Raw genomic sequence first — 24,337 nt, 5'->3', positions numbered from 1 at the left:
GTTTTGGAGTGTTCTGTGCGGCCGCGCTCCCGCGGCTCGTCGAGCCGCACGTGCACTTCCGCTCGGCGCCAGTGAGCTGCTCGTGGACGCTCTCGGCGAGCGCGGCCGGCACACCCGGACGTCCGTGGCGGTACCGGGCCCGCCGTTCAACGGGGCCGTCGAGGTCCAGGTCGTCTTCGGGGCCGGTGCTAAAGTGGAGGTCGACCTCCGATAAAGGGTGGGTGCATGCAGACGGAGCCGGGTGTGCGGCGGCCGCAGCGGGCGGACGCGCGGCGCAACTTCGACGCGCTCATCGTCGCCGCGCGCGACGCGTTCGCCGAGCACGGCACGACCGCCTCGCTCGAGGAGATCGCGCGGCGCGCCGGGGTCGGGATCGGGACGCTGTACCGCAATTTTCCCACCCGGCAGGACCTGTTCGACGCGGTGTACCTCGGCGAGCTCGACGCGCTGTGCCGCGCCGCCGAGGACGTCGCCGGCCTCGAACCGTGGGAGGCCCTGGCCGCCTGGCTGCGCCGGTTCGTCGGCTACGTCGCGACCAAGCGCGCCATCTACGAGGAGATCAACCGCGACTCGGAGATGGTGCGCGGCGCGCGCGAGGCGATGTACGCCGCGTTCGAGCCGCTGCTCGCCCGGGCCCAGGAGTCGGGCGCCGCGCGGCGCGACGTCAGCACCGACGACCTGCTGCGGCTGGTCTCGGGGCTGACCGCCGGGGGGTACGTCGACGACGCCCAGCGCGAGCGCGTGCTCACGGTCGCCCTGGACGGCGTGCGCGCCCGCTAGGGGCTGTATCGAAGTGGGGGTCGGAGCGAGGCGAGGCTCAGGCGTCGGCTGGGGCCGCGCCGGGCGCGCCCCGATACCGGGGTTGTATCGGGGTGTGACCGGGGTGGTTCCCGGCGGCGTCTGAGTCCGCCGCAGCCCGGCCATCCACTTCGATACAGCCCCTGGTTCCGCCTGGTTAGTCGATCATCGTGCGCGGGTAGGCAGGCACGCATGGAGATCGATCTGCTGCACAGGCCGGTCGTCGATCTGGCCGGGCTGCCCATCGGTACGGTCGACGGCGTCGAGACGGTGCTCGGAGATGGCGGCACGCGGGAGATCGCGGCGCTCGTCGTGGAGCCGCGGCGGGGCGTCTTCTCCCGCGGTACCGCCGCCAGAATGAGGATCTCGTGGGACCTCGTGGCCTTCTGTGACCGCCGCATCACCCTCATGGTGCGCAAAAACCGTCTGCGCGTGTCCTGAGTCCTGGAACCTCGCGCATCACCTCACCGGACGCGGACACCAGGCGGGTAGCCTGGTCCGACGCGCGCTTCGAACCGTGATCACGGGGTAGTGGTCGCCGGTCCGGGGCAGAGAGCTCGACTGGATGAGGTGCATCGCAGATGTCCGACCTGGCGCAGATCGGCGTGACCGGTCTCGCGGTGATGGGCCGCAACCTGGCCCGGAACCTGGCCCGCAACGGTTACACCGTCGCCGTGCACAACCGCTCGTACGAGCGCACGCGCCGGCTCGTCGACGAGTTCGGGCAAGAGGGCACGTTCGTGCCGAGCGAGTCCATGGCCGACTTCGTGGCCTCCCTCGCCCGCCCGCGGGCCGTCATCATCATGGTGAAGGCCGGCGGCCCCACCGACGCCGTCATCGACGAGCTCGTGCCCCTCCTGGAGGAGGGCGACATGATCGTCGACGCCGGCAACGCGCACTTCGCCGACACCCGCCGCCGCGAGCAGGGCCTGCGCGAGCACGGCCTGCACTTCGTCGGCACCGGCGTGTCCGGCGGCGAGGAGGGCGCCCTGCTCGGCCCGAGCATCATGCCGGGCGGCTCGCCGGAGTCGTACCAGAAGCTCGGCCCCATCTTCGAGAAGATCTCGGCCAAGGTCGACGGCACGCCCTGCTGCTTCCACGTCGGCCCCGACGGCGCCGGGCACTTCGTGAAGATGGTGCACAACGGCATCGAGTACGCCGACATGCAGCTCATCGCCGAGGCGTACGACCTGCTGCGGGCCGGCCTCGGCGCCACCCCGGCCGAGATCGCCGACATCTTCCGCACCTGGAACACCGGCGACCTCGAGTCGTTCCTCATCGAGATCACCGCCGACGTGCTCTCCCAGATCGACGGCGACACCGGCGAGGCCTTCGTCGACATCGTGCTCGACCAGGCCGAGCAGAAGGGCACCGGCCGCTGGACCGTGCAGAGCGCGCTCGACCTGGGCGTGCCGATCACGGGCATCGCCGAGGCGACCTTCGCCCGCTCCCTGTCGGGCCACGCCGACCAGCGCGAGGCCGCCCGCGCCGCCTTCGGCACGGACGTCGCGTCGCTGCCGGTCCCCGACCGCGACCAGTTCATCGAGGACGTGCGCGCGGCCCTGTACGCGTCGAAGATCGTCGCCTACGCCCAGGGCTTCGACCACATCCAGGCCGGCAGCGAAGAGTTCGGCTGGAACATCGACCGCGGCCGTGTGTCGACGATCTGGCGCGGCGGCTGCATCATTCGCGCCCGGTTCCTCAACCGCATCCGCGAGGCCTACGACGAGACCCCCGGGCTCAAGAGCCTCATGGTCGCGCCGTACTTCGCCGACGCCGTCAACGCGGGCGTGCCGGCCTGGCGCCGCGTCGTGGCCGCGGCGGCCACGGCGGGCATTCCGACCCCGGCGTTCTCGTCGTCGCTGGCGTACTTCGACGGCTTGCGCGCCGAGCGCCTGCCGGCCTCGCTGATCCAGGGCCTGCGCGACAACTTCGGAGCGCACACGTACCGGCGAACCGACCGCGAGGGCACCTTCCACGTGGAGTGGGCGGGCGACAAGAAGGAACACAGCGCGTAGTGTTTGCTTGGATGCTTTGCGTATTGAGGGCCGTTGATCGGTTAGGATGGCCGTGGTACGGTGAATAAAGCGGAACGCCACCGTCGCCGGGGTTGCGTCCGTGTTGATTTGGGCCCCCGATTCGCAGCTGTTGCGGGTCGGGGGTTCGGCATTTCGGGGCTGTCGACGTGTCGGGGGTGGGTCGCGGGTGCGGGGTGCGGGGTGCGGCGACCCGGGAGCGAGTGCGGTGGGTGGGGTGCCGAGTGTGAGTGCGGGGTGCCGGTGCGGGTCGCGGGCGCGGGTCGTGCGTGCGGTGGGTGCGGGTCGCGGGCGCGGGTCGTGCGTGCGGTGGGTGCGGGTCGCGGGCGCGGGTCGTGCGTGCGGTGGGTGCGGGTCGCGGGTGCGGTGGGTGCGGGGTCGTGGGTTGCGTGTGGGGTCGCGGGAACCGGGTGGGTTCGTCGGGGCAGTGGGACTGTCGCGGCTCTGGGATAATGGATTGAGCGGGCGGTCGCCTGGCTCGCGGTGGTGCCGCTGGGCTTCGGTGCGCATGCAGCTGTGGTCAACGCGTGCAGTTTGCGGTCGAGCGGTGCGGTCAAGCGGTGTGGTCAAGCGGGTGGTCAAGCGGGTGGTCAAGCGGTGTGGTCAAGCGGGTGGTCAAGCGGTGTGGTCAAGCGGTGTGGTCAAGCGGTGTGGTCAAGCGGTGTGGTCAAGCGGTGTGGTCAAGCGGTGTGGTCAAGCGGTGTGGTCGGCCAATGCGGGTGCGGCGGGGTCCGAGTCCGAGTCTGAGTTCGGGGGCTTGATCGCGCGGTCGTGTCTGGCCTGGCTCAGGGCTACCAAAGCGCCCGCAGCCGCGGCCGTCGTTGTCAGCCAGAATGCCGTTGCGTACGCGCCGCTGTGCAAGGGCAGGGTCAGCAGGGCTACCGTGACCGCGCCCGTTAGGTACTGGGCCGTTGTCATCGTTGCGCCGGCCGACGACTGCTGGGCCGGTGGGACCTCGCGGGCGCCCAGGACGAACATCGACGTGTAGATGACGCCGTGGGCGGCGCCGCTTACCAGCAGGCCCGGTAGGACGCCCTGGAAGTAGCCCGTGTTCGCGGTCAGGGCCAGCCAGGCCAGGGACGCCGCGGCCGCCGTGAAGGCGCCGGCCAGGGTCGGGGCTGTGCCGAAGCGGCGTATCAGGCGGGCCGTCGCCGAGCTGCCCGCTGTGACCAGGGCGGCCAAAGGGAGGAACGCCAGGCCGGCCTGCAGAGGTGTGTAGCCGTCGCGGTTCTGCAGCATCAAGGTCACCACGTAGAACTCGGAACCTACGCTCGCCATGTACAAGGCGGCGGACCATGAACCCGTGCGCAAAGATCGCGGCGAATGACTGGCGGGACTCGACGCTTGATCGGCCGGCCCGGACGCGTAGCCGGCGAGCTGGGTTTCGTCGTCCTCGATGCTGGTGCGGTAGTTCTTGGTCCAGTAGCTGATGCCGCGTTCGCGGTCGTATTCGGTGACCATGTGGCCGCCGATGAGCGCGACGGCGAACCCGACGAGCGGCGCCCCACCGGCGGCGGCTTCGCGTCGGCGAAAACCTTCAAGCCGACCTCGCCGAGGAAACCTCGATGTCCGAAAAATCGTGATAAAAGCGAAAAAGACCAGCGAGCCGGTCAAGGCCAGCAGCGTCGGCCACGAGCGCCAGCCGCGCGCGCCTCCCTCGGTCAGGCCCAAGGCCAGCAGTACCGCCGCCGCCGTCGACAGCAACGTGCGCGTCAGCGGGGCCGGCGTCCCACGCGTCCGCGCGGTCGACCACAGCCAAGCCCCAGCCCCCGCGGCGCACGCCGCGACCACCGGCACGTTCACCAAGAAGGTCCAGCGCCAGCTCAGCCGCGTCAGCGCGCCGCCCAGCACCACGCCCGCGGCCAGCCCCGAGGCGCCCACCGCGCCCCACACCGACAGCGCCCGCGTCCGCGCCGCACCCGTGAAGCGCGCGCCGATCAGCCCCAGGATCGCCGGCTGCAGCAGCGCCGCCGCCAGGCCCTGCACGGCGCGGGCGGCGAGCAGGGCCGGGCCGGACGACGCCAGACCCCCGGCCAGGCTCGCCAGGCCGAAGAGCAGCGTCGCGGCCAGGAAGAGGCGGCCCGCGCCCCAACGGTCCGACAAGCGGCCGCCGAGCAGCAGGAAGCCGGCGAACGGCACCGCATACGCGCTCACGACCCACTGCGCCGCGGCCAGCGAGAGCCCGAGGTCCCGCGCGATCGCCGGCAGCGCGACGTACACGATCGAGAAGTCGAGGGCGAGCAGGAACTGCGCCGCCGAGAGCACCGCGAGGATCATGCTCGCCATCGTCCGACCCTCACATTAGTGTGAAGGTCAATGCGTATCGGCGAACTCTCCGCCCGCACCGGCACGCCCGCCCGGCTGCTGCGGTACTACGAGGAGCAGGGACTGCTCACCCCCGAGCGCCGGGCCAACGGGTACCGGGACTACGGCGAGCACCTGGTCGACCGGGTGCAGCAGATTCGCGGGCTGCTCGAGTCCGGGCTGCCCACGCGTCTGATCAGAAACGTGCTGCCGTGCCTCGACAACCCCTGTAGCATCACGATCTCCGACGCCGGGCCCGAGGTCGTCGCCCAGCTGCGCTACGAGCGGGACCGCATGGACGCCCGGATCGCCTGTCTCAGCCGCAACCGCGATGCCATCGATGCGTACCTGTCCAAAGTGACGTCGAAAGTGATCCAGCCCATGAGCGAGCCCGTCGTCACCCTGGCCACCGCCGAGCACCGCGACGCGGTCGTGGCCACCTTCGTTGCCGCGTTCGCCACCGATCCGGCCATGCGCTGGTTCATGCCCGACGACGCGACCTACCCGGCCGAGGCGGCCGCGATGGCGGGTGCGCTGTTCGACCTGCGCGCCGGGCACGGCACGGTGTGGGTCGCCGACGGGGGAGCCGCGGTCGCGATGTGGGACGCGCCGAAGTCCCCGGGCGGCGACGGGGTCGAGCACCCGCCCCAGGCCGGCCGCTTCGGCCTCTACCAGTCGATCGTGCACACCAAACTGCCCAGAACGCCGCATTGGTACCTGGGGGTGCTGGCGACCCACCCCGACCACCGCGGCCGCAAGCTCGGCCGGACCGTGCTGGCGGCCGGGCTCGCGCGCGCGAAGGCCGACGGGCTGCCGGCCTACCTGGAAACTTCGAACCCGAAGAACGTCGAGGTGTACCGCTCCGTCGGCTTCGAGGTCGTCCGGGAGCTCCACGTCGACGAGCTCCCGGTATGGATCATGTCGACCGCGGCGGCTCTTTCTTAGCCGGGCCCCCGAGCAGGTCCTCGAACGACGTCGTCAGCGCGAACGGGTCGGCGACCTCGACCGGCCCCCGCTCGGACACCAGCGCGGCCAGCTGCGCACCCGCGCGGCGCACGCGCTCGTGCAGGGTGTCGCGCCCGCCGGCGGCCCAGTCCTCGGTCGCGGCGAACACCGCGGTCGGCGCCACGACCGCGTGCAGGTAGACGAACATGGGCCGCAGCGCGTGCTCCAGCGCCAGCGAGTGCCGGGCCGTGCCGCCCGTCGCGCCGAGCAGCACCGGCTTGTCGCGCAGCACGTCGTCGCCGAGCACGTCGAAGAACGACTTGAACAGCCCGCTGTACGACGCGTTGAAGATCGGCGTCACGGCCACCAGCCCGTCGGCGCCGGCCACCGCGTCGACGACCTCCTTGAGCGCCGGGGAGGGGAAGCCGGTCAGCAGGTTGTCGGTGATGTCGTGGGCCACGTTGCGCAGCTCGAACACGCGCACCTCGGCGTCGAGGCCCGCGCTGACGGCGGCGGTGAGCCGGTCGGCCAGCAGCCGTGAGGACGACGGCTGGCTCAACCCGGCGGTGACGGCGACGATCGAGCGGGTGCTCATGGTTATGCGTCCACCTTCTGCAGAGCCTTCAGGGACTCGTGCGTCGGCGCGTCCGGCACGTGCGCGGGGCGGCCGATCGCGAACTCCTTGCGCAGCACCGGCACGACCTCCTCGCCGAGGATGTCGAGCTGCTCCAGCACCGTCTTCAGCGGCAGGCCGGCGTGGTCGAGCAGGAACAGCTGCCGCTGGTAGTCCCCGACGTACTCGCGGAAGCCCAGCGTGCGGTCGATGACCTCCTGCGGGCTGCCGACGGTCAGCGGGGTCTGCGCCGAGAAGTCCTCCAGCGAGGGGCCATGGCCGTAGACGGGAGCGTTGTCGAAGTACGGCCGGAACTCGTTCTTGGCGTCCTGCGAGTTCTTGCGCATGAACACCTGGCCGCCGAGGCCGACGATGGCCTGGTCGGGCGAGCCGTGGCCGAAGTGCTCGAACAGCCGCCGGTACAGCTCGACCATGCGCTGGGTGTGCTCCTTGGGCCAGAAGATGTGGTTGGCGAAGAAGCCGTCGCCGTAGTACGCGGCCTGCTGCGCGATCTCGGGCGTGCGGATCGAGCCGTGCCAGACGAACGGCGGGACGCCGTCCAGCGGGCGCGGCGTGGCCGTGAAGCCCTGCAGCGGCGTGCGGAACTCGCCCTCCCAGTCCACGACGTCCTCGCGCCACAGCCGGCGCAGGAGCGCGTAGTTCTCGACGGCGAGCGGGATGCCCTTGCGGATGTCCTGGCCGAACCACGGGTACACCGGGCCGGTGTTGCCGCGGCCCAGCATGAGGTCCACGCGGCCGTCGGCCAGGTGCTGCAGCATCGCGTAGTCCTCGGCGATCTTCACCGGGTCGTTGGTCGTGATGAGGGTGGTCGCGGTGGACAGCAGCAGCCGCGAGGTCTTCGCCGCGATCCAGCCGAGCATGGTGGTCGGCGACGAGGGCACGAACGGCGGGTTGTGGTGCTCGCCCATGGCGAACACGTCGAGCCCGACCTCCTCGGCCTTGAGCGCGATCGTCGTCATGGCCTTGACCCGCTCGGCGTCGGTCGGCACCCGCCCCGTCGTGGGGTCCTGCGTCACGTCACCGACGGTGAACACACCGAACTGCATCTCGAACGCCACCTTCACTGCGGACCCGGGCGGTTCCCGGCCTCTGCGCGCTACAACATAGCTGACGAGTCAAACATTCCGCCAGTGAACAATCAACTTCCGTGACTTCCCAGCGCGGCGCCGAGCCGGGCCACGCCGTCCTCGATCGCGCGCTCGCTCAGGGATGCATACCCGAACAGCAGGCCCGGCGGACCGGTCCCGGCCAGGTAGTACCGGCGCAGCCCCGCGATCGCCACGCCCGCCGCGGCCGCGGACTGCTCGGCCGTGGCCTCGTCGAGCCCCGGCGGCAGCCAGGCCACCAGGTGATGCCCGGCCGCGATGCCGGCCGGGCGCAGCCGCGGCAGGTGGCGGGCCAGGGCGCGCAGCAGGGCGTCGCGGCGGCGGCGGTACACGGGGCGCATCCGGCGCAGGTGCCGGTCCAGCTCGCCGGCGGCCAGGAAGTGAGCGAACGCCAGCTGGTCGATGGCGGGGGAGCCCCGGTCCGCCCGGAGCTTCGCCTCGACCACCGGGCCCACGAGCCGCCGGGGCAGCAGCATCCAGCCCAGCCGCAGCCCCGGCGCCAGCGTCTTGCTGGCCGAGCCCAGGTACGCCACGCGGTCCGGGGCCAGGCCCTGCATGGCGCCGATCGCGGCCCGGTCGTAGCGGTACTCGGCGTCGTAGTCGTCCTCGACCACCAGCGCGCCCGTGCGCCGGGCCCAGCGCACCACGCCCGCGCGCGCCTCGGCCGGGAGCACCCCGCCGGTCGGCCACTGGTGCGAGGGGGTGAGCACGAGCGCCTGGGCGTCGACGCCCTCCAGCGCCGCGATGTCCACGCCGTGCTCGCCGACGGGCACCCCGGCCGGCCCCAGCCCCGCGGCGGCCGCGAGGGGCCGCACGTCGTCGTTTGACGACGGGTCCTCCACCGCGATCGGGCGCCCGTCCCGCCCGCCGGCGGCGAGCACGGTCACGAGCAGCGCGACCCCCTGGGCGTACCCCGAGCAGATCACGATGTCGCCGGGGTGCGCGACGGTGCCGCGGACCCGGTTCAGGTACGCGGCCAGCGCGGAGCGCATTTCGGGGTCGCCCTGCCCGCTGGTGTACCCGAGCCGCTCCGCCGGCGCCTCGGTGAGCACCCGGCGCAGGCTGCGCAGCCAGGCCGCCCGCGGGAAGTTCGACACGTCGCTGCGCCCGTAGTTGAAGCTCACGACGGGCGCCGCGGGCGCGGGCGCGGGCGGCGGCTCGGCGGCCGGTGCGGTCTCCGCGCCGGCGTTCACCCGGGTGTATCCGCCGGAGCGGCTGGTCAGGTACCCCTCGGCGGAGAGCTGCTCGTAGGCGGCCACGACCACGCCCCGCGACACGCCCAGCGAGGCGGCGAGGACACGGCTCGGCGGCAGCGACCCGCCCACCGGCAGCCGCCCCGCCCGCACCGCGGCCCGGATCGAGGCCTCCAGCTGCCGGTGCAGGGCGACGCCGGAGTCGCGGTCGAGCGCGTCCAGCAGCAGGTCGGTCGCGGCGCCACCGGAATTGGTCCTCGACTCGCGCACGGGATCGGACCTCTCATGCAGTACCAAATTCGAAGAGGCTTTCAGCATGACGACGACGGCGCAGAAGCTCAATGTGCTCACCGCGGGCGACCCGGGATATGACGAGGCCCGCTCGATCTGGAACGCGATGGTCGACCGCCGCCCGGCCCTGATCGTGCGGGCGGCGTGCGAGTCCGACGTGGTCGCGGCGGTGCGGCTGGCCCGGGAACGCGGCCTGGAGCTGGGAGTCCGCTGCGGCGGGCACAACGCGGCCGGGTTCGCGGTGCCGGAGGGCGGGCTGATGCTGGACCTGACCCGGCTCGCCGCGGTGCGGGTCGACCCGGCCCGGCGCCGCGCCCGGGTGCAGGGCGGGGTGCTGCTCGGCGCGCTCGACACCGCCGCCCAGCGCCACGGCCTGGCGACCACGGCCGGCAACGTGTCGCACACCGGCGTCGGCGGGCTCACGCTCGGCGGCGGGATGGGCTGGCTGGCCCGGCAGTACGGGCTGGCCTGCGACAACGTGGTGTCGTACCGCGTGGTGACGGCGGCCGGCGAGGTGCTGACCGCGTCCGCCCGGGAGCACCCGGAGCTGTTCTGGGGCCTGCGCGGCGGGGGCGGGAACTTCGGCGTGGTCACCGAGTTCGAGTTCCGGTTGCACCCGGTCGGGACGCGGGCCCTCGTCGCGGAGTACGCCGTCGACCCGTCCGGCGCCGCCGCGGCGCTGCGGCACTGGCGCGACCTCGCGGCCGTCGCGCCCCGGCCGGCGACCCTCGAGGCGGTCTCGCCGGGCGACGGCTCGGTGCGCCTCGGGTTCGTCTGGGCCGGCCCGGGCGATCCGGCCGGGCTGCTGGCCGAGATGCCCGCCGCGACCGTGCGTGAGGTGTCGTACCTGCACCTGCAGACGCGCGACGACACGACGGGCGGGCACGCGTACCGCCGCTACTCCAAGGGCCACTACCTGCGCTCCCTACCCGACGCGGCCGTCGACGCCTTTCTCACGCCCGGACCGGCTTCGCGGAGCCTGCAGACCTACGGCGGCGCCATCGCCGACGTCGCCCCCGCGGCGACGGCGTTCGCGCACCGGGACACGCTGTTCGAGTTCGGCACCGGCCTGCGCTGGACGGACCCGGCCGAGGACGCCGAGCGCACGGCCGTCGCGCGGGCGACGGGCGCGCTGCTCGCCCCGTACGCGTCCGGCGTCTACGTCAACGTCCTCAACGACGAGGGCGAGGCGGGCGTGCGGCGCGCCTACCCGGCCGCGCAGCTGGCGCGCCTGACCGCGGTGAAGGACGCCTACGACCCGGACAACGTCTTCCACCTCAACCACAACATCAGGCCCTCGGTTCGCCCCTGAGCAGGCCCAGCAGCTCCCGCACGGCCCGGACCCGCGGCCCGAACTGCGGGTCGAGCGCCATGAGCAGCACCGCGACGGCCCACACGGCGGCCACCGCGGCCGCGCCCCGGCCGAGCTCGTCCCACGGCAGCAGCCCGGCCCGGTGCAGCAGGACCACGGCGGCCGCCGGTACCAGCGCGACGGCGACCGAGCGCAGCACCGCGAGCGTGGCGAAGACCCGCCGCCGCACCGGCCGCGGCTCCGCGTCGACGATCCCGGCGAGGCTGCCCAGCCGCCCGGTCGCGACGGCCCCGGCGCAGGCGAGCAGCTGCCGCCGCAGCGTGGCGACGGTCTCGGCGTCGGGCAGCGCGACGGCGACCTCCTGCGCGCGCAGCCCGGCCGCGATGCGCCGCAGCCGCCCGCGCAGCTCGGCGTCGAGGTCGGCGGCGGGGAGGGCGAGCGCCGCGGCGTACCCGTGCTCGAAGACCTCGGCGAGCTGCTCCAGCCCGCGCGCGACCGCGCGGCGGGGCCCGGCGGTCCCGAGGTCGCCGGAGTCGAGGAAGGGCAGCAGCCGGTTGAGCAGCTCGGCCGCCTCGATCTCCGGGTGCCGCCGCATCCGCCGCCGGTCGACGACCCGTGCGGCCAGCACGACCACGGCCACGGCGAGCAGGAAGCCCAGCCACTGCACGAGCCCGGCCCGCAGCACGACGACCGGGAAGAGGGCCGGGCCCAGCGCCGGCCCGCCCGGCACGACGGCGAGGACAGCGCCGAGCCCGGCCGCGGCGAGCACCGGCATCCACATCCCGAACCGCGGCAGGTACCCGGCGGGCCCGACGAGGACCACGAACGCCAGGAGAATCGCGGCGCCCTGCGTCATCCACGGGACCCCGGCGGCGGTCAGGAGCCAGATCGGCAGGGTCAGTTGCCCGCGCTCTCGTAGCGGCGCAGGCCGCGGGTGAAGATCCAGCCGGCCACGGCCAGGCAGTACACCGCGACCAGGGGCGTGAGCAGCCCGACCCAGGCGCGGCCGTGGCCCAGCACGTAGCTCACCGGGAAGAAGCTCACGAACGCGAACGGCAGGGCGAAGCCCAGGGCGGCCTTGAGCGCCCACGGGTAGACCGAGAGCGGGAACCGGGCCAGGTCGCCGGCCTGGTGGACCGCCATCGCGAAGAGCGGGCTCGGGCTCTGCATCCAGAACGAGGCCGCGTTCGTGGCCAGGTTGATCGCCACCTTGATGGCCATCGCGGACAGCAGCACCACGAGGCCGAGGGCGATCCTTGCGGGGGACCAGGCCACGTCCACATGGGACAGTGAGAAGCCCAGCATGAGGCCGCCGGTGACGAGGTTGGACAGGCCGTTGATGCCGACCTGGACGCTGCTGACCTGCAGGACCACCGGGAACGGGCGCACCATCATGTAGTCGATGTCGCCCTGGTTGATCATCCAGGACAGGCTCCACATGCCCTCGAAGAACAGGGAGCCGACGCCCTCGGCCACGGCGACCATGCCGAACATCGCCACCACGGCCCAGAAGTCCCAGCCGTTGATGGCCGGCACCTTGGCGAAGATGGCGGCCAGGAAGACCACGTTGACGACCTGCATGACGACCGTGCCGGCCATCATCACCCAGAAGTCGCCCTGGTACTCCAGCAGTGAGCGCAGGTGCGCGCCCAGCAGCCGCCGGTACAGCCGAAAGATCCGCATCTCATCCCCCGTGGACGGTCAGTTGGCGCAGGGCCCGGCCGAAGAGGGCGCGGGCGGCGTACCACAGCAGCAGGAGCCAGCCGAGCTGGACCGCGACGAGCAGCAGGGCGTGGCGGCCCGAGGCCTGGCCGACGAAGATGAGCGCCGGCGTGGACGTGAGCCCGGCGAACGGCGACCACTGCGCGGCGGTGGCGAGCCAGCCGGGGAAGTACGCCAGCGGCACCAGCGCCCCGGAGAGCAGGCCGGTGATCGCCTGGCGGGCCCACAGGACCCCGACGAAGTTCTGCGTCCAGAAGCAGGCGAGCGTGGAGACGTACACCACGATGAACTTCAGCGGCACGAGCAGCACCATGCTGACCGCGAACAGGGCCAGCTCCGGCCCCGGGGGCAGGTCCGGCGGGCCGCTGACCACAATGGACACCCCGGTCACGAGGGCCACGACGGCGATCTCGATCCACACGCCGCCGATCGCCTCCCACAGCCGGGCCCGCTGGTAGTCCACCGGCTTGACCAGGTCGAGCGCGACGAGCCCGGACTGGATGCGGTGCGACATGCGGAAGTCGACGAAGGTGCCGACGAGCGCGCCGGAGGCGAAGGCGACGAGCAGGTAGCTGCGCATGTGCGGCCAGTCGTAGCCGCCGACCTGGGCCGCGCCGTCGCCCAGGAGCACCTTCCAGACCGCGAGCAGCGCGACGAGCTGGAAGGCGACGCCGCCGAGGGAGAGCAGGAAGTTGCCGCGGTACGCCAGCGCCGACAGGGCGGCGGCGCGGGCGTGCGCCATATAGGCCCTCACGCCGTCACCTCCGCAGGCGCCGGCGCGAGCAAGCTGTGCCTCTGATGAGCGGCCCCTCCGCTGCGCTCCGGACCGCTCATGCCGCGTCCAGCTGCAGCTCGCCGGAGTACACCCGGCGGATGACGTCCTCGATGGAGGGCTCGTCGACGTTGAAGTCGACGAGGTTGGTCAGCGGGGCCAGGGCCGTGACCGCCTGGCCCGCGGTCATCGCGAACCGGTCGAAGCGGACCGAGAAGTGCAGCGGCGTCTCGCCCGGCTCCACGGTCGCGCCGGGCAGGGCGGTGCGCAGGGCCTCCAGCGGTACCGCCGAATCGGTCTCCACGTTGAGGATCCGCTCGCGCGCGAAGGCGTCCTTCACGGCGTCGAGGTCGCCGTCGAAGATGATCCGGCCCGAGTCGATGATGACCAGGCGGCGGCAGAAGCCCTCGATGTCGCCGAGGTCGTGGCTGGTGAGCATGACCGTGGTGCCCTCGTCGCGCACCGAGCGGAAGAACTCGCGGACGCGGTCCTTCACGGCGAGGTCGAGGCCGATGGTGGGCTCGTCGAGGTACACCACCGGCGGCGCGTGCAGCAGCGCGGCGGCGAGGTCGGCGCGCATCCGCTGGCCCAGCGAGAGCTTGCGCCCGAGCACCGGCAGCACGTCGCCGAGGTCGAGGACCTCGTCGAAGCGGGCCAGGCGCTGGCGGTACGTGCCGTGGTCGATGCCGTAGATGTCGCGCAGCACGGCGAGGGACTCCGAGACCGGCAGGTCCCACCACAGCTGGGTCCGCTGGCCGAAGACCACCCCGATGCGGTGCGAGACCGCGATGCGGTCCTTGCGCGGCGACAGCCCGTCGATGCGGACCTCGCCGGTGGTCGGCACGAGAATGCCGCTGAGCAGCTTGACGGTCGTCGACTTGCCGGCGCCGTTGGGCCCGACGTAGGCCACCGCCTCGCCGGCCTCGATCGACAGGTCGACGTGGTCCACCGCGACCTTGTCGGTGAAGCGCCTGGTGAAGAGGTGTTTGACGGCCCCCCGTAGGCCCGGATCCTTGTCCGGCCTTCGGAAGACCTTGGTCAGCTGACGTGCCTCCACGATTGCCACCGACGGAGACTAACGGACATTTTTCGATACCCGAACTAAATATCCGCCTGCCTGGTGAGCAGCGCCGCGAGGCCTTCGGCGCTCGCCCGGTCGAGCGGTTCGTGGGAGATCATGAGGCGGTACCACAGCACGCCGTACGCCTGCTCGACCAGCAGTCCGGGCCCGGGCACCCCGTGCCGCTCCAGCAGTCCCCGCAGGGCCTCGCGGCGGCGCCGGGTGAACTGCTCGAGCATCTCGCGCGCGGCCGGGTCGGACTGCGCGAGGCCGGCCGCGGTGGCCAGGAACGCCCGCCCCCGCTCGGCCCCGGCGAAGGAGCTGACCAGGAACGCGGTGAGGTCGCCGGGCAGCGTGCCGTCGCCGGTCTCGACGACGTCGGCGCGGGCGCGCTCCAGCAGGGCGTCGAGCATCACCGCGTACTTCGACGGCCACCAGCGGTAGATGGTCTGCTTGCCCACGCCGGCCCGCGCGGCGATCGCGTCGACGGTGACGGCCGCGCCGCCGGGCTCGGCGATCAGGGCCGCGGCGGCGTCGAGGATGTCCTGCCGCGCGGCCTCGTTGCGGCGGCGGCCGGTGTGCTCCCGGTGCATGTGATGATCCTAACTTGCCGAGACCGGCAGTCTCGGCAATGCTTGTCGAGAACGCAAGTCTCGACAAAGGGGATGCAGCATGACTCAGCAGGTACTCGTCGCGGGCGGCACCTCCGGCATCGGCCTGGCCACCGCGCACGCCTTCGCGGCCCGCGGGTTCGCGGTCACCGTGACCGGCCGCGACCAGGCCCGGATCGACAAGGCCGGGCTGCCGGGGGTCGTCGCCGACGCGGCCACCGACGAGGGGGCGCTCGCGACGTTCGGCGGCGGTGCCCGGTACGACCACCTCGTGCTCGCCCTCGGCGGCTCCCTCGGCGCCGGCCCGCTGGCCCAGCTCGACCTGGGCCAGCTCCGGGCCGCGTTCGAGGGCAAGTTCTGGCCGCACCTGCGGCTGCTGCGGGCCGCGCTGCCGCACCTGGCCGGCGCCGCGTCGGTCACCATCGTGTCGGCCAGCTCGGCGCGGGCGGCCCTGCCGGGCACGGCCGGGCTCGCCGCGCTCAACGGGGCCCTGGAGGCGCTGGTCGGGCCGCTGTCGGTGGAGCTGGCGCCGGTGCGGGTCAACGCGGTCTCGCCCGGGGTCATCGACACGCCGTGGTGGGACGGCCTCGCGGCGGCCGACCGCGAGGCGCTGTTCGCCTCGTTCGCGGCGGCGCTGCCCGCGGGCCGGGTCGGCCGCGCCGAGGAGGTCGCCGAGGCCATCGTGGCCCTGGCGACCAACGGCTACATCACCGGCACGGTCCTGCCGGTCGCGGGCGGCGTGCAGCTCGCTACCGGTGCGCCCAGCTCCAGCCGGTGAGGAACCCGCCGGCACCGTCGAGGTAGAAGTAGCCCCAGGCGCCGGTCCCGGCCCGGTACGGCAGCAGCTCGGCGAACGCGGCCCGCGCCCGGGCCGGCCGCCCGCCGAGCACGCCGGCGAGGGCCAGCCAGCTGTAGGCGGTCGGCGCGCGCCCGAGGCGGCGCGGCCCGGCGGCGCGGAAGCGCTCCGCGCACGCGTCGACCTCGGCGGCCACGTCGCGGCGGCCGAAGTACTGGCACACCCGCAGGAACGCCTCGGGGCTGCGGGTGTCCCAGCAGTACTCGCGCATCGCGTACTCGAAATGGGCGAACACCGGCAGCACGTGCACACTGGCCCCGGCCGGCGCCCCGTCCGCGGCCTTGCGCGCGGCCGCGAACATCTTCTCGTGCGAGCCGTACCACTTGCGGCACAGGTACGTCACCGCGGCCAGGTGCAGCTCGAAGTGGTACCGGTCGCGGCGCAGCCCCTCGCGCATCGCGTCGTTGAACTCCGGCATCGAGCCGTTGCCGGTCAGCATCGACGACACGATCCCGTACCACGGCGCCGGGTCGGCGGGGGCCAGCTCGATCGCGCGTCGGCTCGCCGCCCGGGCCGCCGCGCCGAACGACGCGAAGCCGGCGAACTGCTCCGCGGTGGTGTGCTTCGCGCTCGCGGCGCCGCGCGCGCGGCCCGCGGCGGCCATGAGGTGCGCGGCCATCAGGATCGCCGCGTCGGGGTGGCCGGGCTCCGCCCTGTCCCAGGCCAGCAGCCACGACTCGTCCGCGGCGGCCGCCTCGGCGAGCACGGCGAAGCGCCGCCCGCGGACCTCGTGGTCGGCGCCGTGCAGCACGTCCCGGGCGGCCTGCCACTCCCCGGCCCGGGCCCGGTCGCGGGCGGCGCGCAGGTCGAAGTCGTCGAAGGCCGGGTCGTCGTCGAGCTCGGGGTCCGCGAGCCGCCCCCGGAACAGTCGCTTCAGCACGCCGGTGAGCATAGAGGGGCACTGGCGGGGCCACGATCCGCAACGGCCGCGGTTGTACCGTCGGTGGCGTGAGCGGTCCGCAGCGAAGCGGAGGGGCCGTTCACCATTGGCGCAGGGCCGTTCGGTCGCGGCGCCGGAGCGAAGCGGAGGTGGCGTGAGCGGTCCGCAGCGCAGCGGAGGGGCCGTTCACCATTGGCGCAGGGCCTTTCGGTCGCGGCGCCGGAGCGAAGCGGAGGTGGCGTGAGCGGTCCGCAGCGCAGCGGAGGGGCCGTTCACCATTGGCGCAGGGCCTTTCGGTCGCGGCGCCGGAGCGAAGCGGAGGTGGCGTGACCGAACTCGGGTTGTTCCTGCGTACACGCCGGGAGGCGATCAAGCCGGCCGAGGCGGGCCTGCCGAGCGGGCCCCGCCGCCGCACGCCGGGCCTGCGCCGCTCGGAGCTGGCCGCCCTGGCCGGGGTCAGCGTCGAGTACGTCACGCGCCTCGAGCAGGGCCGCGACCGTCACCCGTCGCCGCCGGTGCTCTCCGCGCTCGCGGATGCGCTGCGGCTGACGCCCTCGGAGCGGGTACACCTGCATCGCCTGACCAAGGCCGCGGACCCCGGCTTCACGTGCCGCGGGCCCCGGGCCACGCCGCCGGCGACCGTGCGGCCGACCGTGCGCGCGCTGCTGGACCGGCTCGACCCCGCGCCCGCCGCGATCCTCAACCGGCTCGGCGACCTCGTGGCGCGCACGCCCGCCTTCGACGCGCTCGTGGGCCCGCTGGGGCTGCTGGATGCGGCGGTACCCAACCTGGCGCGCTTCGTCCTGGGCGACCCCCGCGCCCGGGCGGCCTTCCCCGACTGGGACCACGTCGCCGACGAGCAGGTCGCCGCGCTCAAGCACGGCCCGTTCCGCACCGACGCGGCCATGGCCGCCCTCGCCGACGAGCTCACCGTGGTCGCCGGCGACGCCTTCACCGCGCGCGTCGGCACGATCCCGGGCCTGCCCCGCCCGAGCGGCGTGCTGCGCCTGGCGCACCCGGCGGCCGGGATGCTGCGCCTGGCGTACGAGACGCTGGACCTCCCGGCCGACGACGATCAGAGGCTGCTGGTGTACCTGCCGGCGGACCCGGCCACGCAGGAGGCCCTGGACCGGCTCCTGACCCCGCCCCACCAGCCGCTGCGCCTGGTGGCCGGCTGATTCGTCGCCGGTCGATATGATCCGGCCGTGTATTACCCCCAGCCTCCCCCGAAGAAGACCAACACCGCGCTCATCGTGTCGCTGGCCGTCGGGATCCCGGTACTGCTGATCCTGTGCTGCGTCGGCGTGTTCATCGTCGGGCCCGTGCTGGGCATCGGCTTCCTCACCAGCAAGGTCGTCAAGGACGAGGCCCAGCTCAAGGTGGTGGCCGGCGACTGGTCCAACGCCGACGGGTCGGTCCGGGCCGACATCACCGAGTACGGCTCCGTCACCGTCACCTTCACCGCGCCGCTGACGACCGGCTCCTGCACGGGGTACCTGAAGGCCGCGAAGCCGCGGTACCCGGTCACGTTCGCGTCCGTGCCGTGCGGCCCGGTCACGGGCACCGCCGGGGTGTTCCAGCGCAACGACAGCGGCACCGAGCTGACACTCACCGCCCCCGGGCTCACCGGCGTCGTGCTGCACCAGTAGACCGTGGGGAGCGCTCTCCCGGTTACTGGCAAGGCATTGACAGGGGTTCCAGGAGGGGTCATTGTGGCTTTTTGAGAGAGCGCTCTCTCAACTCCGCCGTCACACCCCCGCCACGAAGGAGTCACCCATGGACTGGTCGGTCTCCGCCCCCGGCCATCGATCCGTCGGATTGAACACAGCAAGACTCGGGCGCAGCCGGCGCACGCTGCGCTACGGCATCATCGCGCTCGCGGTGGCCGCCATGCTGTGCGCGTACATCGTCGTCGTCGTCACCCGCGCCAACGCGGCCGAGACCCTGCTGTCGCAGGGCAAGCCGACGACCGCGTCGTCGTCCGAGAGCGCGGCCACCCCCGCCTCCAGCGCGACCGACGGCAACGCCGGCACCCGCTGGTCGAGTGCCTTCACCGTGCCCCAGTGGATCCAGGTCGACCTCGGCTCGCCGCAGGCGATCTCCCGGGTCGGGCTGAACTGGGAGGCGGCGTACGCCACCGCCTTCACCATCCAGACCTCCAACGACGCCACCAACTGGACAAACGTCTACTCGACCACGACCGGCACCGGCGGCAGCAACGTCAGCCTGACCGTGTCGGGCAACGGCCGCTACGTCCGGCTCAACGCGACCGCCAAGAGCACCCAGTACGGCATCTCGCTCTGGGAGTTCCAGATCTTCGGCGGCTCGCCGACCACGCCCGGCAGCTGCGGCGCCGCCAACGCCGCGCAGGGCAAGACGGCCACCGCCTCCTCGACCGAGAACGCGGGCACCCCGGCCGCGTCGGCCGTCGACGGCAACGCCGGCACCCGCTGGTCCAGCGCCGCGAGCGACCCGCAGTGGCTGCAGGTCGACCTCGGCTCGGTGCAGTCGGTCTGCGGCGTCACGCTGAACTGGGAGACCGCCTACGCGACGGCGTTCCAGATCCAGACGTCGACCGACGGCACCGCGTGGACCACCATCTACACGACCACGACCGGCACCGGTGGGGTCCAGAACCTCAACGTCACCGGCAGCGGCCGCTACGTGCGGATGAACGGCACCGCCCGGGCCACGCAGTACGGCTACTCGCTGTGGGAGTTCCAGATCCGCGTCGGCGGCGTGCCGTCGACGACGAACGACACCCCCAGCTCGCCGAGCCCGACGCCCAGCACCAACCCGGGCAACTCGGTGCTGCTGTCCTACAAGAAGCCGGCCGTCGCCTCGACCTCGCAGAACGACACCAACTGCAACCCGTGCACCCCCGACAAGGCCTTCGACAACGACCCGGCGAGCCGCTGGGCCACCAGCCCCGACAACGGCTGGGTCGACCCGGGCTGGATCTACGTCGACCTCGGCGCGCAGGCCCACATCACCCAGGTCGTCCTGCAGTGGGACCCGGCGTACGCGGTGGCGTACCAGATCCAGACCTCCACCGACGCCGCGAACTGGACGTCGATCTACAGCACCACGACGGGCAAGGGCTTCAAGGAGACCCTGACCGTCAACGGCAACGGCCGCTATGTGCGGATGTACGGCACCCAGCGCTCCAACGGCTACGGCTACTCGCTGTGGGAGTTCAAGGTGTACGGCACCGGCGGCGCCCCGACCCAGCCCCCGGCCCCGCCCGCGGACCCGGTCTTCCCGGCCACCAACCTGGTCTGGAGCGACGAGTTCAACACCGGCACCAACGTCGACACGTCCAAGTGGCACGTCGACCCGGGCACGGGCCAGAACGGTGAGATCCAGTACTACACGAACTCGGAGAACACCAGCATCCAGGGCGGCTCCCTGGTCATCGAGGCCCGCAAGCAGACCGAGGGCGGCCGCGACTACACCTCGGGCCGCATCAACACCAGCACGAGCTTCACCACGCAGTACGGCCGGGTCGAGGCCCGGATCAAGGTGCCGAAGGGCAACGGCCTCTGGCCCGCGTTCTGGATGATGGGCGCCGACTTCCTGCAGGGCCGCCCGTGGCCGTACAACGGCGAGATCGACATCATGGAGATCCTCGGCAAGAGCACCACGGACGTGTACTCGACGCTGCACGCGCCGGCGTACAACGGTGGCGGCGGCTACGGCCAGAAGCTCACCACCGTGGACCTCTCGCTGGACTACCACGTGTACTCGGTCGAGTGGGACAGCAAGCACATGACGTTCCGCGTCGACAACACCGTGATCCTCGTGGCCAACAAGGACACGGTCGAGACGACCCGGGGCCCGTGGGTGTACGACCACCAGTTCTACGTCATCCTCAACCTCGCCGTGGGCGGTGACTTCCCCGGCCCGATCGACGCCACCACGCCGTTCCCGTCGCGGATGTACGTCGACTACGTGCGGGTTTACAAGTAGCAGGTAACTCACCGAACTGGCCGCGGGTGGACGTGACATGCGGATCCGTCCACCCGCGGCTCTCATCGCGACGGGGCACGATCTACCGTGACAACCATGACGGGCAGCGACTCGCGACCGCCCACCCTTGAGCAGGTCGCCAACTACGCCGGAGTGTCACGCGCCACGGTCTCCCGGGTCATCAACGGTGTCCAGACCGTCGACCCGGAACTGCGCCGGACGGTCGAGCGGGCCATCGCCGCGACCGGGTACGTGCCGAACCTGGCCGCCCGGTCGCTGGTCACCCGCCGCACGGACTCGATCGCCCTGGTCGTGTCGGAGCCGGAGAACCGCGGGTACTCCACACCGTTCCTGACCCGCATGTTCACCGACCCGTTCCTGGGCCGCGTGACCGCCGGTGCCCAGGAGGTGCTCCGCCCCCTGGGCATCCACCTGGTCATCTTCCTCGCCGACCCGCCCGCGCGCCCGCATCTGCTGCGGTACCTCCGGCAGGGCCACGTCGACGGCGCCCTGCTCATCTCCAGCCACGTCGACGACCCGCTCCCGGCCCAGCTGGTCGAGCTCGGCATCCCGGTCGTCCTCTCCTGCCGCCCGGGCCACCCCGTGACCATCAGCTTCGTCGACGTCGACCAGCGCGCCGGCGTCCAGCTCGCCGTCGACCGCCTGGCCGCCCTCGGCCGCCGCTGCCTGGCCACCGTGACCGGCCCGCTCGACATGCCGGCCGCCCAGGACCGCCTCGCCGCCTTCGAGGAGGCCGTGAAGGCGCACGGCCTCACACCCCGCCACATCGAGGGCGACTTCACCCGCTCCGGCGGCGAGCGCGCCGCGGCCCGCCTGCTGACCGAGCACCCCGAGGCCGACGGCCTCTTCGTCGCGAACGACCTCATGGCCGACGGCGCGCTGCGGGTCCTGCAGGAGGCGGGCCGCCGGGTGCCGGAGGACATCGCGGTGATCGGCTTCGACGACAGCACGGCGGCGCTGGAGTGCCATCCGCCGCTGACGACGGTGCGCCAGCCGGTCGAGGAGATGGCGGGGGAGATGGCCCAGCTGCTGATGACGAGAATCCGCGAGCCGCAGCGCTCGCCGCGCTCGGTCATCTTCAACCCGGAGCTGATCCTGCGAGCGTCTGCCTAACAGCTCGCAGCCGCTCGCGGTGGGGGAGCTTCGGCATCTGCGCTGGCATTCTGGCGGCGAACAGGCGCGCGAGGACCGGGGCGGCGCCGCCTGCCTGCACGTGTGCTCCTCGCGTGCGTCGGGCCAGCCTCCGGGTTGCGATTCACGGGGCACCGATACGTTCGGCCGGTACGCCGAGGTCGTACACAGCGCAGCGAAGCCACGGAAAGGACAATCCAATGACCGAGCTGAACGCGGAGCACGCCCGGCAGGCGATCGTCGAGCACACCCGGCGGCTGGCCGAGGCGGCCGTCGCGGCCGGACCCGGCGCCGCGGTGCCGACCGCTCCGGGGTGGACCGTCGCCGACCTGGTCGCGCACGTGGGTCAGACCCAGCACTGGGTCGCGGAGATCATCGAGCGGCGCATCACCGACCCCGCGCAGCTGCCCGCGGAGATGGCCGTGGTGCCCGCCGATCCCCGCGAGTGGCCCGCGTGGCTGTCGGGGTCCGCGCGGCGGATCGCCGGTGCCTGCTCCGATGACGCGCTCGACGCGGCGGTGTTCAACGCCGCGGGGGACGGGCGGACCGGGGGGCGGTTCTGGATGTCCAGCATGCTCAACGAGGCGGTCGTCCACGGGTTCGACGCGGCCGGGGCGGCGGGGCGGCCGGTCGGCGTCGACGCCGGCGTCGCGGCCGCGCTCATCGGTAACCACCTCGCGATGCTCACCTCGCCCACGTGGGCGATGCAGCGGCCCGAGTCCGCGCACGCCATCCGGGGCACCGGGCAGACCCTGCAGTTTGTGGCCACCGACCTGGCCGGGGACGCGGGCGCCTGGTTCGTCGAACGGCGGCCCGACGGGGCGACCTGGCGGCCCGGAGCTCAGCCGGCCGACGTGACGGTGACCGGACCGGCCGGATCGATCCTCCTGGCGTTGACCCGGCGGATGCCGCTCGCCGGCGGCGAGGCCTCCGATATCCGCGTCGACGGCGACACCGGCCTCGCGCAGCACTGGCTCGACAACACCGCCCACGTCAGCGGCTGACGCCGGCTCAGCGGTACGACTCCAGCAGTGTCATGCACCGCTCCGGGCTCTCCACGTGCGCGTTGTGCCCGAGCCCGGCGAGGGTGACCACCGGCACGCCCAGCGCCGCGAGCTGCTCGTCGGTGTTCACGGGGTCGCGCTCGCCCCGGGCCAGCACGACCGGCGCGCCCGCCCCCGCGACCAGCGCGGGCATGTCCGGCGCGCCGACCCCGAACGCGCGCGGGTCGAGGGCGAGCCGCCACCGGCCGCCCTCTTCGCGGATGCCGTCCGGCGTGTCGTCGACGAGACCCGCCAGGCCCGACACCCGCAGGTGCCGGGCGAGGGCCTCCTCGCGCGTGTCGTACCAGGCCACCGGGCGCCCCGCGAGGGCCCGAGCGCGGTCCAGCTCCTCGTCGCCCCAGGCGACCTTGATGCCGAGCCCGACGACCGCCCGCACCGGGAACCGGGCGGCCAGCGCGAGGCCGACGGCCCCGCCGAGCGAGTGGCCCAGCACGACGGTGCGGCCGTCCACGAGCGGGCCGACCGCCGCGGCCAGGGCGTCGAAGGTGTACTCGGGCAGGTCCGCCGCCCGGCCGTGCCCGGGCAGGTCGGGCGCGAGCCAGCGGCCGGGCCAGTGCCGGTCCAGCAGCGGCTCCCACCCGGACCACACGGCCCCGGTCGCGCCCAGCCCGTGCAGCAGCAGGAGCCGCGGCCCGCCGGTCATGACTCGTGCTCGACGAGCTGCGCGTCCACGCTCGGGTCGCCGTGCGGGCCCCGGAAGATCGGGAGCGACCGGACGGCCGGCTCGGGCCGGGTGTACCTCATCGGTCGCTCACCACCGGCTTCACCACGGCCGAATGCTAGCGGACCGGCGAGAATGAGCGGATGCGCGACGCCTTCGCTCACACCGCACTGCTCGACATGAGCGCCGACGCCGACGAGCGCGCACCCGGCGCCGCGATCACGGTGGCGCTGTGCGGCGCCCTCGAGCACGAGCCGCCGTGCCCGCTCGCGGCCCACCACACCGCGGCAACGCGGGACGGTGACGCCGTCCGCCTGCGCGTGCTGTTCGCCTCCGAGCCCGGCGACGAGGCGCGGACCCGCGAACGCATCGACGCCGCCCTGGCCGCGGGCGCGTGGCCCGGCCCCGACGGCGTCGTCGTCCGCTGGGTGCTGCGCGGCAGCGGGGCCGCCGGGATCGCCGCGGCCGACGTGGAGCACGCCGAGCGGCTGCGCCGGCCCGCGACGGCGTGACGACGACGGCGCCGATGCCGGCTACGGCGTGACGACGACTCCGCCGACGCCCGTGCGCCCGGGCAGGGTGCCGACGAGCTCGACCGTGACGCCGGCGCGGACGCGTTCGCCGAAGACGCCGACGATGGCGTCGGTCACGCCGGCGACGAGGCGCGCGACGACCTCGTCGGCGTCGGGGCGGGCGAACGCGCCTTCCTTGATGCCGAAGGTGACGGTGGGCGCGGGGGATTCGGCCGGTGTACCGCCGATGCCCCATCGGTTGGCCGGCAGGCCGATCAGGTGCACGACCGCGAGGCTTCGGGCCCACTCCCCGTAGACGGCCACGACGGCCTCGGTCAGGTTCTCGATCAGGGCGGTCTCACGGCCGGCCAGGTCGCGCTCCAGCACATGAACACTGAGGTGGGGCATACCATCCTCCGGAAAACAGATTTGATGGCAAATAAGCTTTGATGTCAAACA

General features: G+C 73.0%; 25 protein-coding genes. 13 read left to right on the top strand and 12 right to left on the bottom strand.

Annotated features, from left to right (window positions below):
- Positions 1 to 82: 82 nt before the first annotated feature.
- From ACPPVO_RS46120 to gndA, 4 genes are all read left to right on the top strand, one after another.
- Positions 83 to 214, top strand: a complete 132-nt coding sequence (locus ACPPVO_RS46120; RefSeq protein WP_426505086.1) for a hypothetical protein — start codon at positions 83 to 85, stop codon at positions 212 to 214.
- A gap of 11 nt (positions 215 to 225) precedes the next feature.
- Entirely contained in the window at positions 226 to 780 is a 555-nt protein-coding gene (locus ACPPVO_RS46115; RefSeq protein ID WP_426505084.1) for a TetR/AcrR family transcriptional regulator, read from the top strand.
- Between the two features lie 210 nt (positions 781 to 990).
- A complete protein-coding gene (locus ACPPVO_RS46110; RefSeq protein WP_426505082.1) occupies positions 991 to 1,239 on the top strand; it encodes a hypothetical protein in 249 nt (82 codons plus the stop codon).
- A 140-nt stretch (positions 1,240 to 1,379) separates the two neighbouring features.
- The gene (gene gndA / locus ACPPVO_RS46105) at positions 1,380 to 2,816 is read left to right on the top strand and encodes an NADP-dependent phosphogluconate dehydrogenase (protein ID WP_426505080.1); all 1,437 of its coding nucleotides are present in this window, start codon (positions 1,380 to 1,382) and stop codon (positions 2,814 to 2,816) included.
- Positions 2,817 to 3,527: 711 nt separating this feature from the next.
- Here the strand turns inward: gndA and ACPPVO_RS46100 are convergent.
- Complete coding sequence (locus tag ACPPVO_RS46100) at positions 3,528 to 5,111, bottom strand: MFS transporter (protein ID WP_426505078.1); 1,584 nt, start codon at positions 5,109 to 5,111, stop codon at positions 3,528 to 3,530.
- A 39-nt stretch (positions 5,112 to 5,150) separates the two neighbouring features.
- On the opposite strand from ACPPVO_RS46100, the gene ACPPVO_RS46095 reads away from it, so the two are divergent.
- Entirely contained in the window at positions 5,151 to 6,083 is a 933-nt protein-coding gene (locus ACPPVO_RS46095) for a GNAT family N-acetyltransferase (protein WP_426505076.1), read from the top strand.
- On the opposite strand, the gene ACPPVO_RS46090 is transcribed toward ACPPVO_RS46095, so the two are convergent.
- From ACPPVO_RS46090 to ACPPVO_RS46080, 3 genes are all read right to left on the bottom strand, one after another.
- Positions 6,055 to 6,678: an FMN reductase gene (locus tag ACPPVO_RS46090; protein ID WP_426505074.1), complete on the bottom strand. Its 624-nt coding sequence runs from the start codon at positions 6,676 to 6,678 to the stop codon at positions 6,055 to 6,057. The two genes, ACPPVO_RS46095 and ACPPVO_RS46090, sit on opposite strands and share 29 nt — an antisense overlap.
- 2 nt (positions 6,679 to 6,680) lie before the next feature.
- A complete protein-coding gene (locus ACPPVO_RS46085; RefSeq protein WP_426505072.1) occupies positions 6,681 to 7,763 on the bottom strand; it encodes an LLM class flavin-dependent oxidoreductase in 1,083 nt (360 codons plus the stop codon).
- A gap of 92 nt (positions 7,764 to 7,855) precedes the next feature.
- Complete coding sequence (locus tag ACPPVO_RS46080) at positions 7,856 to 9,286, bottom strand: PLP-dependent aminotransferase family protein (RefSeq protein ID WP_426505070.1); 1,431 nt, start codon at positions 9,284 to 9,286, stop codon at positions 7,856 to 7,858.
- A 46-nt stretch (positions 9,287 to 9,332) separates the two neighbouring features.
- Between ACPPVO_RS46080 and ACPPVO_RS46075 the strand changes: the two genes are divergently transcribed.
- Positions 9,333 to 10,619 (top strand): FAD-binding oxidoreductase, encoded by a 1,287-nt coding sequence (locus tag ACPPVO_RS46075; protein ID WP_426505068.1) that lies wholly within the window; start codon positions 9,333 to 9,335, stop codon positions 10,617 to 10,619.
- Here the strand turns inward: ACPPVO_RS46075 and ACPPVO_RS46070 are convergent.
- From ACPPVO_RS46070 to ACPPVO_RS46050, 5 genes are all read right to left on the bottom strand, one after another.
- A complete protein-coding gene (locus ACPPVO_RS46070; RefSeq protein ID WP_426505066.1) occupies positions 10,597 to 11,475 on the bottom strand; it encodes a hypothetical protein in 879 nt (292 codons plus the stop codon). The genes ACPPVO_RS46075 and ACPPVO_RS46070 overlap by 23 nt on opposite strands.
- A 41-nt stretch (positions 11,476 to 11,516) precedes the next feature.
- Positions 11,517 to 12,302, bottom strand: a complete 786-nt coding sequence (locus ACPPVO_RS46065) for an ABC transporter permease (protein WP_426505064.1) — start codon at positions 12,300 to 12,302, stop codon at positions 11,517 to 11,519.
- Position 12,303: 1 nt separating this feature from the next.
- On the bottom strand, positions 12,304 to 13,095 hold the full coding sequence (locus ACPPVO_RS46060) for an ABC transporter permease (RefSeq protein WP_426505062.1): 792 nt from the start codon (positions 13,093 to 13,095) through the stop codon (positions 12,304 to 12,306).
- 76 nt (positions 13,096 to 13,171) lie between these two features.
- Positions 13,172 to 14,170, bottom strand: coding sequence for an ABC transporter ATP-binding protein (locus ACPPVO_RS46055; protein WP_426505060.1), 999 nt, complete (start codon positions 14,168 to 14,170; stop codon positions 13,172 to 13,174).
- 44 nt (positions 14,171 to 14,214) lie between these two features.
- Positions 14,215 to 14,766: a TetR/AcrR family transcriptional regulator gene (locus ACPPVO_RS46050; protein WP_426505058.1), complete on the bottom strand. Its 552-nt coding sequence runs from the start codon at positions 14,764 to 14,766 to the stop codon at positions 14,215 to 14,217.
- A 79-nt stretch (positions 14,767 to 14,845) separates the two neighbouring features.
- On the opposite strand from ACPPVO_RS46050, the gene ACPPVO_RS46045 reads away from it, so the two are divergent.
- Positions 14,846 to 15,562 carry an SDR family oxidoreductase gene (locus ACPPVO_RS46045; protein ID WP_426505056.1) on the top strand — a complete coding sequence of 239 codons (717 nt, stop codon included), beginning with the start codon at positions 14,846 to 14,848 and terminating at the stop codon, positions 15,560 to 15,562.
- Here the strand turns inward: ACPPVO_RS46045 and ACPPVO_RS46040 are convergent.
- A complete protein-coding gene (locus ACPPVO_RS46040; RefSeq protein ID WP_426505054.1) occupies positions 15,534 to 16,520 on the bottom strand; it encodes a hypothetical protein in 987 nt (328 codons plus the stop codon). The two genes, ACPPVO_RS46045 and ACPPVO_RS46040, sit on opposite strands and share 29 nt — an antisense overlap.
- 326 nt (positions 16,521 to 16,846) lie before the next feature.
- Here ACPPVO_RS46040 and ACPPVO_RS46035 point away from each other — a divergent pair, with 326 nt between their 5' ends.
- The 5 genes from ACPPVO_RS46035 (at position 16,847) to ACPPVO_RS46015 (ending at position 22,645) form a co-directional block, all read left to right on the top strand.
- Complete coding sequence (locus ACPPVO_RS46035; protein WP_426505053.1) at positions 16,847 to 17,698, top strand: helix-turn-helix domain-containing protein; 852 nt, start codon at positions 16,847 to 16,849, stop codon at positions 17,696 to 17,698.
- A 27-nt stretch (positions 17,699 to 17,725) separates the two neighbouring features.
- Positions 17,726 to 18,169 carry a hypothetical protein gene (locus ACPPVO_RS46030; RefSeq protein ID WP_426505051.1) on the top strand — a complete coding sequence of 148 codons (444 nt, stop codon included), beginning with the start codon at positions 17,726 to 17,728 and terminating at the stop codon, positions 18,167 to 18,169.
- A 127-nt stretch (positions 18,170 to 18,296) separates the two neighbouring features.
- The gene (locus tag ACPPVO_RS46025) at positions 18,297 to 20,489 is read left to right on the top strand and encodes a discoidin domain-containing protein (protein WP_426505049.1); all 2,193 of its coding nucleotides are present in this window, start codon (positions 18,297 to 18,299) and stop codon (positions 20,487 to 20,489) included.
- Between the two features lie 96 nt (positions 20,490 to 20,585).
- Positions 20,586 to 21,623 carry a LacI family DNA-binding transcriptional regulator gene (locus tag ACPPVO_RS46020; RefSeq protein ID WP_426505047.1) on the top strand — a complete coding sequence of 346 codons (1,038 nt, stop codon included), beginning with the start codon at positions 20,586 to 20,588 and terminating at the stop codon, positions 21,621 to 21,623.
- A gap of 218 nt (positions 21,624 to 21,841) precedes the next feature.
- Entirely contained in the window at positions 21,842 to 22,645 is an 804-nt protein-coding gene (locus ACPPVO_RS46015) for a maleylpyruvate isomerase family mycothiol-dependent enzyme (protein ID WP_426505045.1), read from the top strand.
- Between the two features lie 7 nt (positions 22,646 to 22,652).
- Here the strand turns inward: ACPPVO_RS46015 and ACPPVO_RS46010 are convergent, their stop codons facing one another.
- Complete coding sequence (locus ACPPVO_RS46010) at positions 22,653 to 23,348, bottom strand: alpha/beta fold hydrolase (RefSeq protein ID WP_426505043.1); 696 nt, start codon at positions 23,346 to 23,348, stop codon at positions 22,653 to 22,655.
- A gap of 161 nt (positions 23,349 to 23,509) precedes the next feature.
- Here ACPPVO_RS46010 and ACPPVO_RS46005 point away from each other — a divergent pair, with 161 nt between their 5' ends.
- A complete protein-coding gene (locus tag ACPPVO_RS46005; RefSeq protein WP_426505041.1) occupies positions 23,510 to 23,878 on the top strand; it encodes a hypothetical protein in 369 nt (122 codons plus the stop codon).
- Positions 23,879 to 23,899: 21 nt separating this feature from the next.
- On the opposite strand, the gene ACPPVO_RS46000 is transcribed toward ACPPVO_RS46005, so the two are convergent.
- On the bottom strand, positions 23,900 to 24,286 hold the full coding sequence (locus ACPPVO_RS46000) for a hypothetical protein (RefSeq protein WP_426505040.1): 387 nt from the start codon (positions 24,284 to 24,286) through the stop codon (positions 23,900 to 23,902).
- Positions 24,287 to 24,337: the final 51 nt, after the last annotated feature.

The sequence above is a fragment of the Dactylosporangium sp. McL0621 genome, assembly GCF_049995355.1.
Taxonomy (GTDB): Bacteria; Actinomycetota; Actinomycetes; order Mycobacteriales; family Micromonosporaceae; genus Dactylosporangium.
Note: the sequence above shows the minus strand (reverse complement) of the source record. Positions and strands in the feature narration are given on the sequence as shown.

Coding starts and splice junctions, on each gene's coding strand:
- ACPPVO_RS46075 (WP_426505068.1), top strand. CDS start 9,333: ATGACGACGACGGCGCAGAAGCTCAATGTGCTCACCGCGGGCGACCCG.
- ACPPVO_RS46015 (WP_426505045.1), top strand. CDS start 21,842: ATGACCGAGCTGAACGCGGAGCACGCCCGGCAGGCGATCGTCGAGCAC.
- ACPPVO_RS46050 (WP_426505058.1), bottom strand. CDS start 14,766: ATGCACCGGGAGCACACCGGCCGCCGCCGCAACGAGGCCGCGCGGCAG.
- ACPPVO_RS46025 (WP_426505049.1), top strand. CDS start 18,297: ATGGACTGGTCGGTCTCCGCCCCCGGCCATCGATCCGTCGGATTGAAC.
- ACPPVO_RS46100 (WP_426505078.1), bottom strand. CDS start 5,111: ATGATCCTCGCGGTGCTCTCGGCGGCGCAGTTCCTGCTCGCCCTCGAC.
- ACPPVO_RS46090 (WP_426505074.1), bottom strand. CDS start 6,678: ATGAGCACCCGCTCGATCGTCGCCGTCACCGCCGGGTTGAGCCAGCCG.
- ACPPVO_RS46045 (WP_426505056.1), top strand. CDS start 14,846: ATGACTCAGCAGGTACTCGTCGCGGGCGGCACCTCCGGCATCGGCCTG.
- ACPPVO_RS46110 (WP_426505082.1), top strand. CDS start 991: ATGGAGATCGATCTGCTGCACAGGCCGGTCGTCGATCTGGCCGGGCTG.
- ACPPVO_RS46010 (WP_426505043.1), bottom strand. CDS start 23,348: ATGACCGGCGGGCCGCGGCTCCTGCTGCTGCACGGGCTGGGCGCGACC.
- ACPPVO_RS46005 (WP_426505041.1), top strand. CDS start 23,510: ATGCGCGACGCCTTCGCTCACACCGCACTGCTCGACATGAGCGCCGAC.
- ACPPVO_RS46115 (WP_426505084.1), top strand. CDS start 226: ATGCAGACGGAGCCGGGTGTGCGGCGGCCGCAGCGGGCGGACGCGCGG.
- ACPPVO_RS46095 (WP_426505076.1), top strand. CDS start 5,151: ATGCGTATCGGCGAACTCTCCGCCCGCACCGGCACGCCCGCCCGGCTG.
- gndA (WP_426505080.1), top strand. CDS start 1,380: ATGTCCGACCTGGCGCAGATCGGCGTGACCGGTCTCGCGGTGATGGGC.
- ACPPVO_RS46070 (WP_426505066.1), bottom strand. CDS start 11,475: ATGACGCAGGGCGCCGCGATTCTCCTGGCGTTCGTGGTCCTCGTCGGG.
- ACPPVO_RS46085 (WP_426505072.1), bottom strand. CDS start 7,763: ATGCAGTTCGGTGTGTTCACCGTCGGTGACGTGACGCAGGACCCCACG.
- ACPPVO_RS46020 (WP_426505047.1), top strand. CDS start 20,586: ATGACGGGCAGCGACTCGCGACCGCCCACCCTTGAGCAGGTCGCCAAC.
- ACPPVO_RS46000 (WP_426505040.1), bottom strand. CDS start 24,286: ATGCCCCACCTCAGTGTTCATGTGCTGGAGCGCGACCTGGCCGGCCGT.
- ACPPVO_RS46065 (WP_426505064.1), bottom strand. CDS start 12,302: ATGCGGATCTTTCGGCTGTACCGGCGGCTGCTGGGCGCGCACCTGCGC.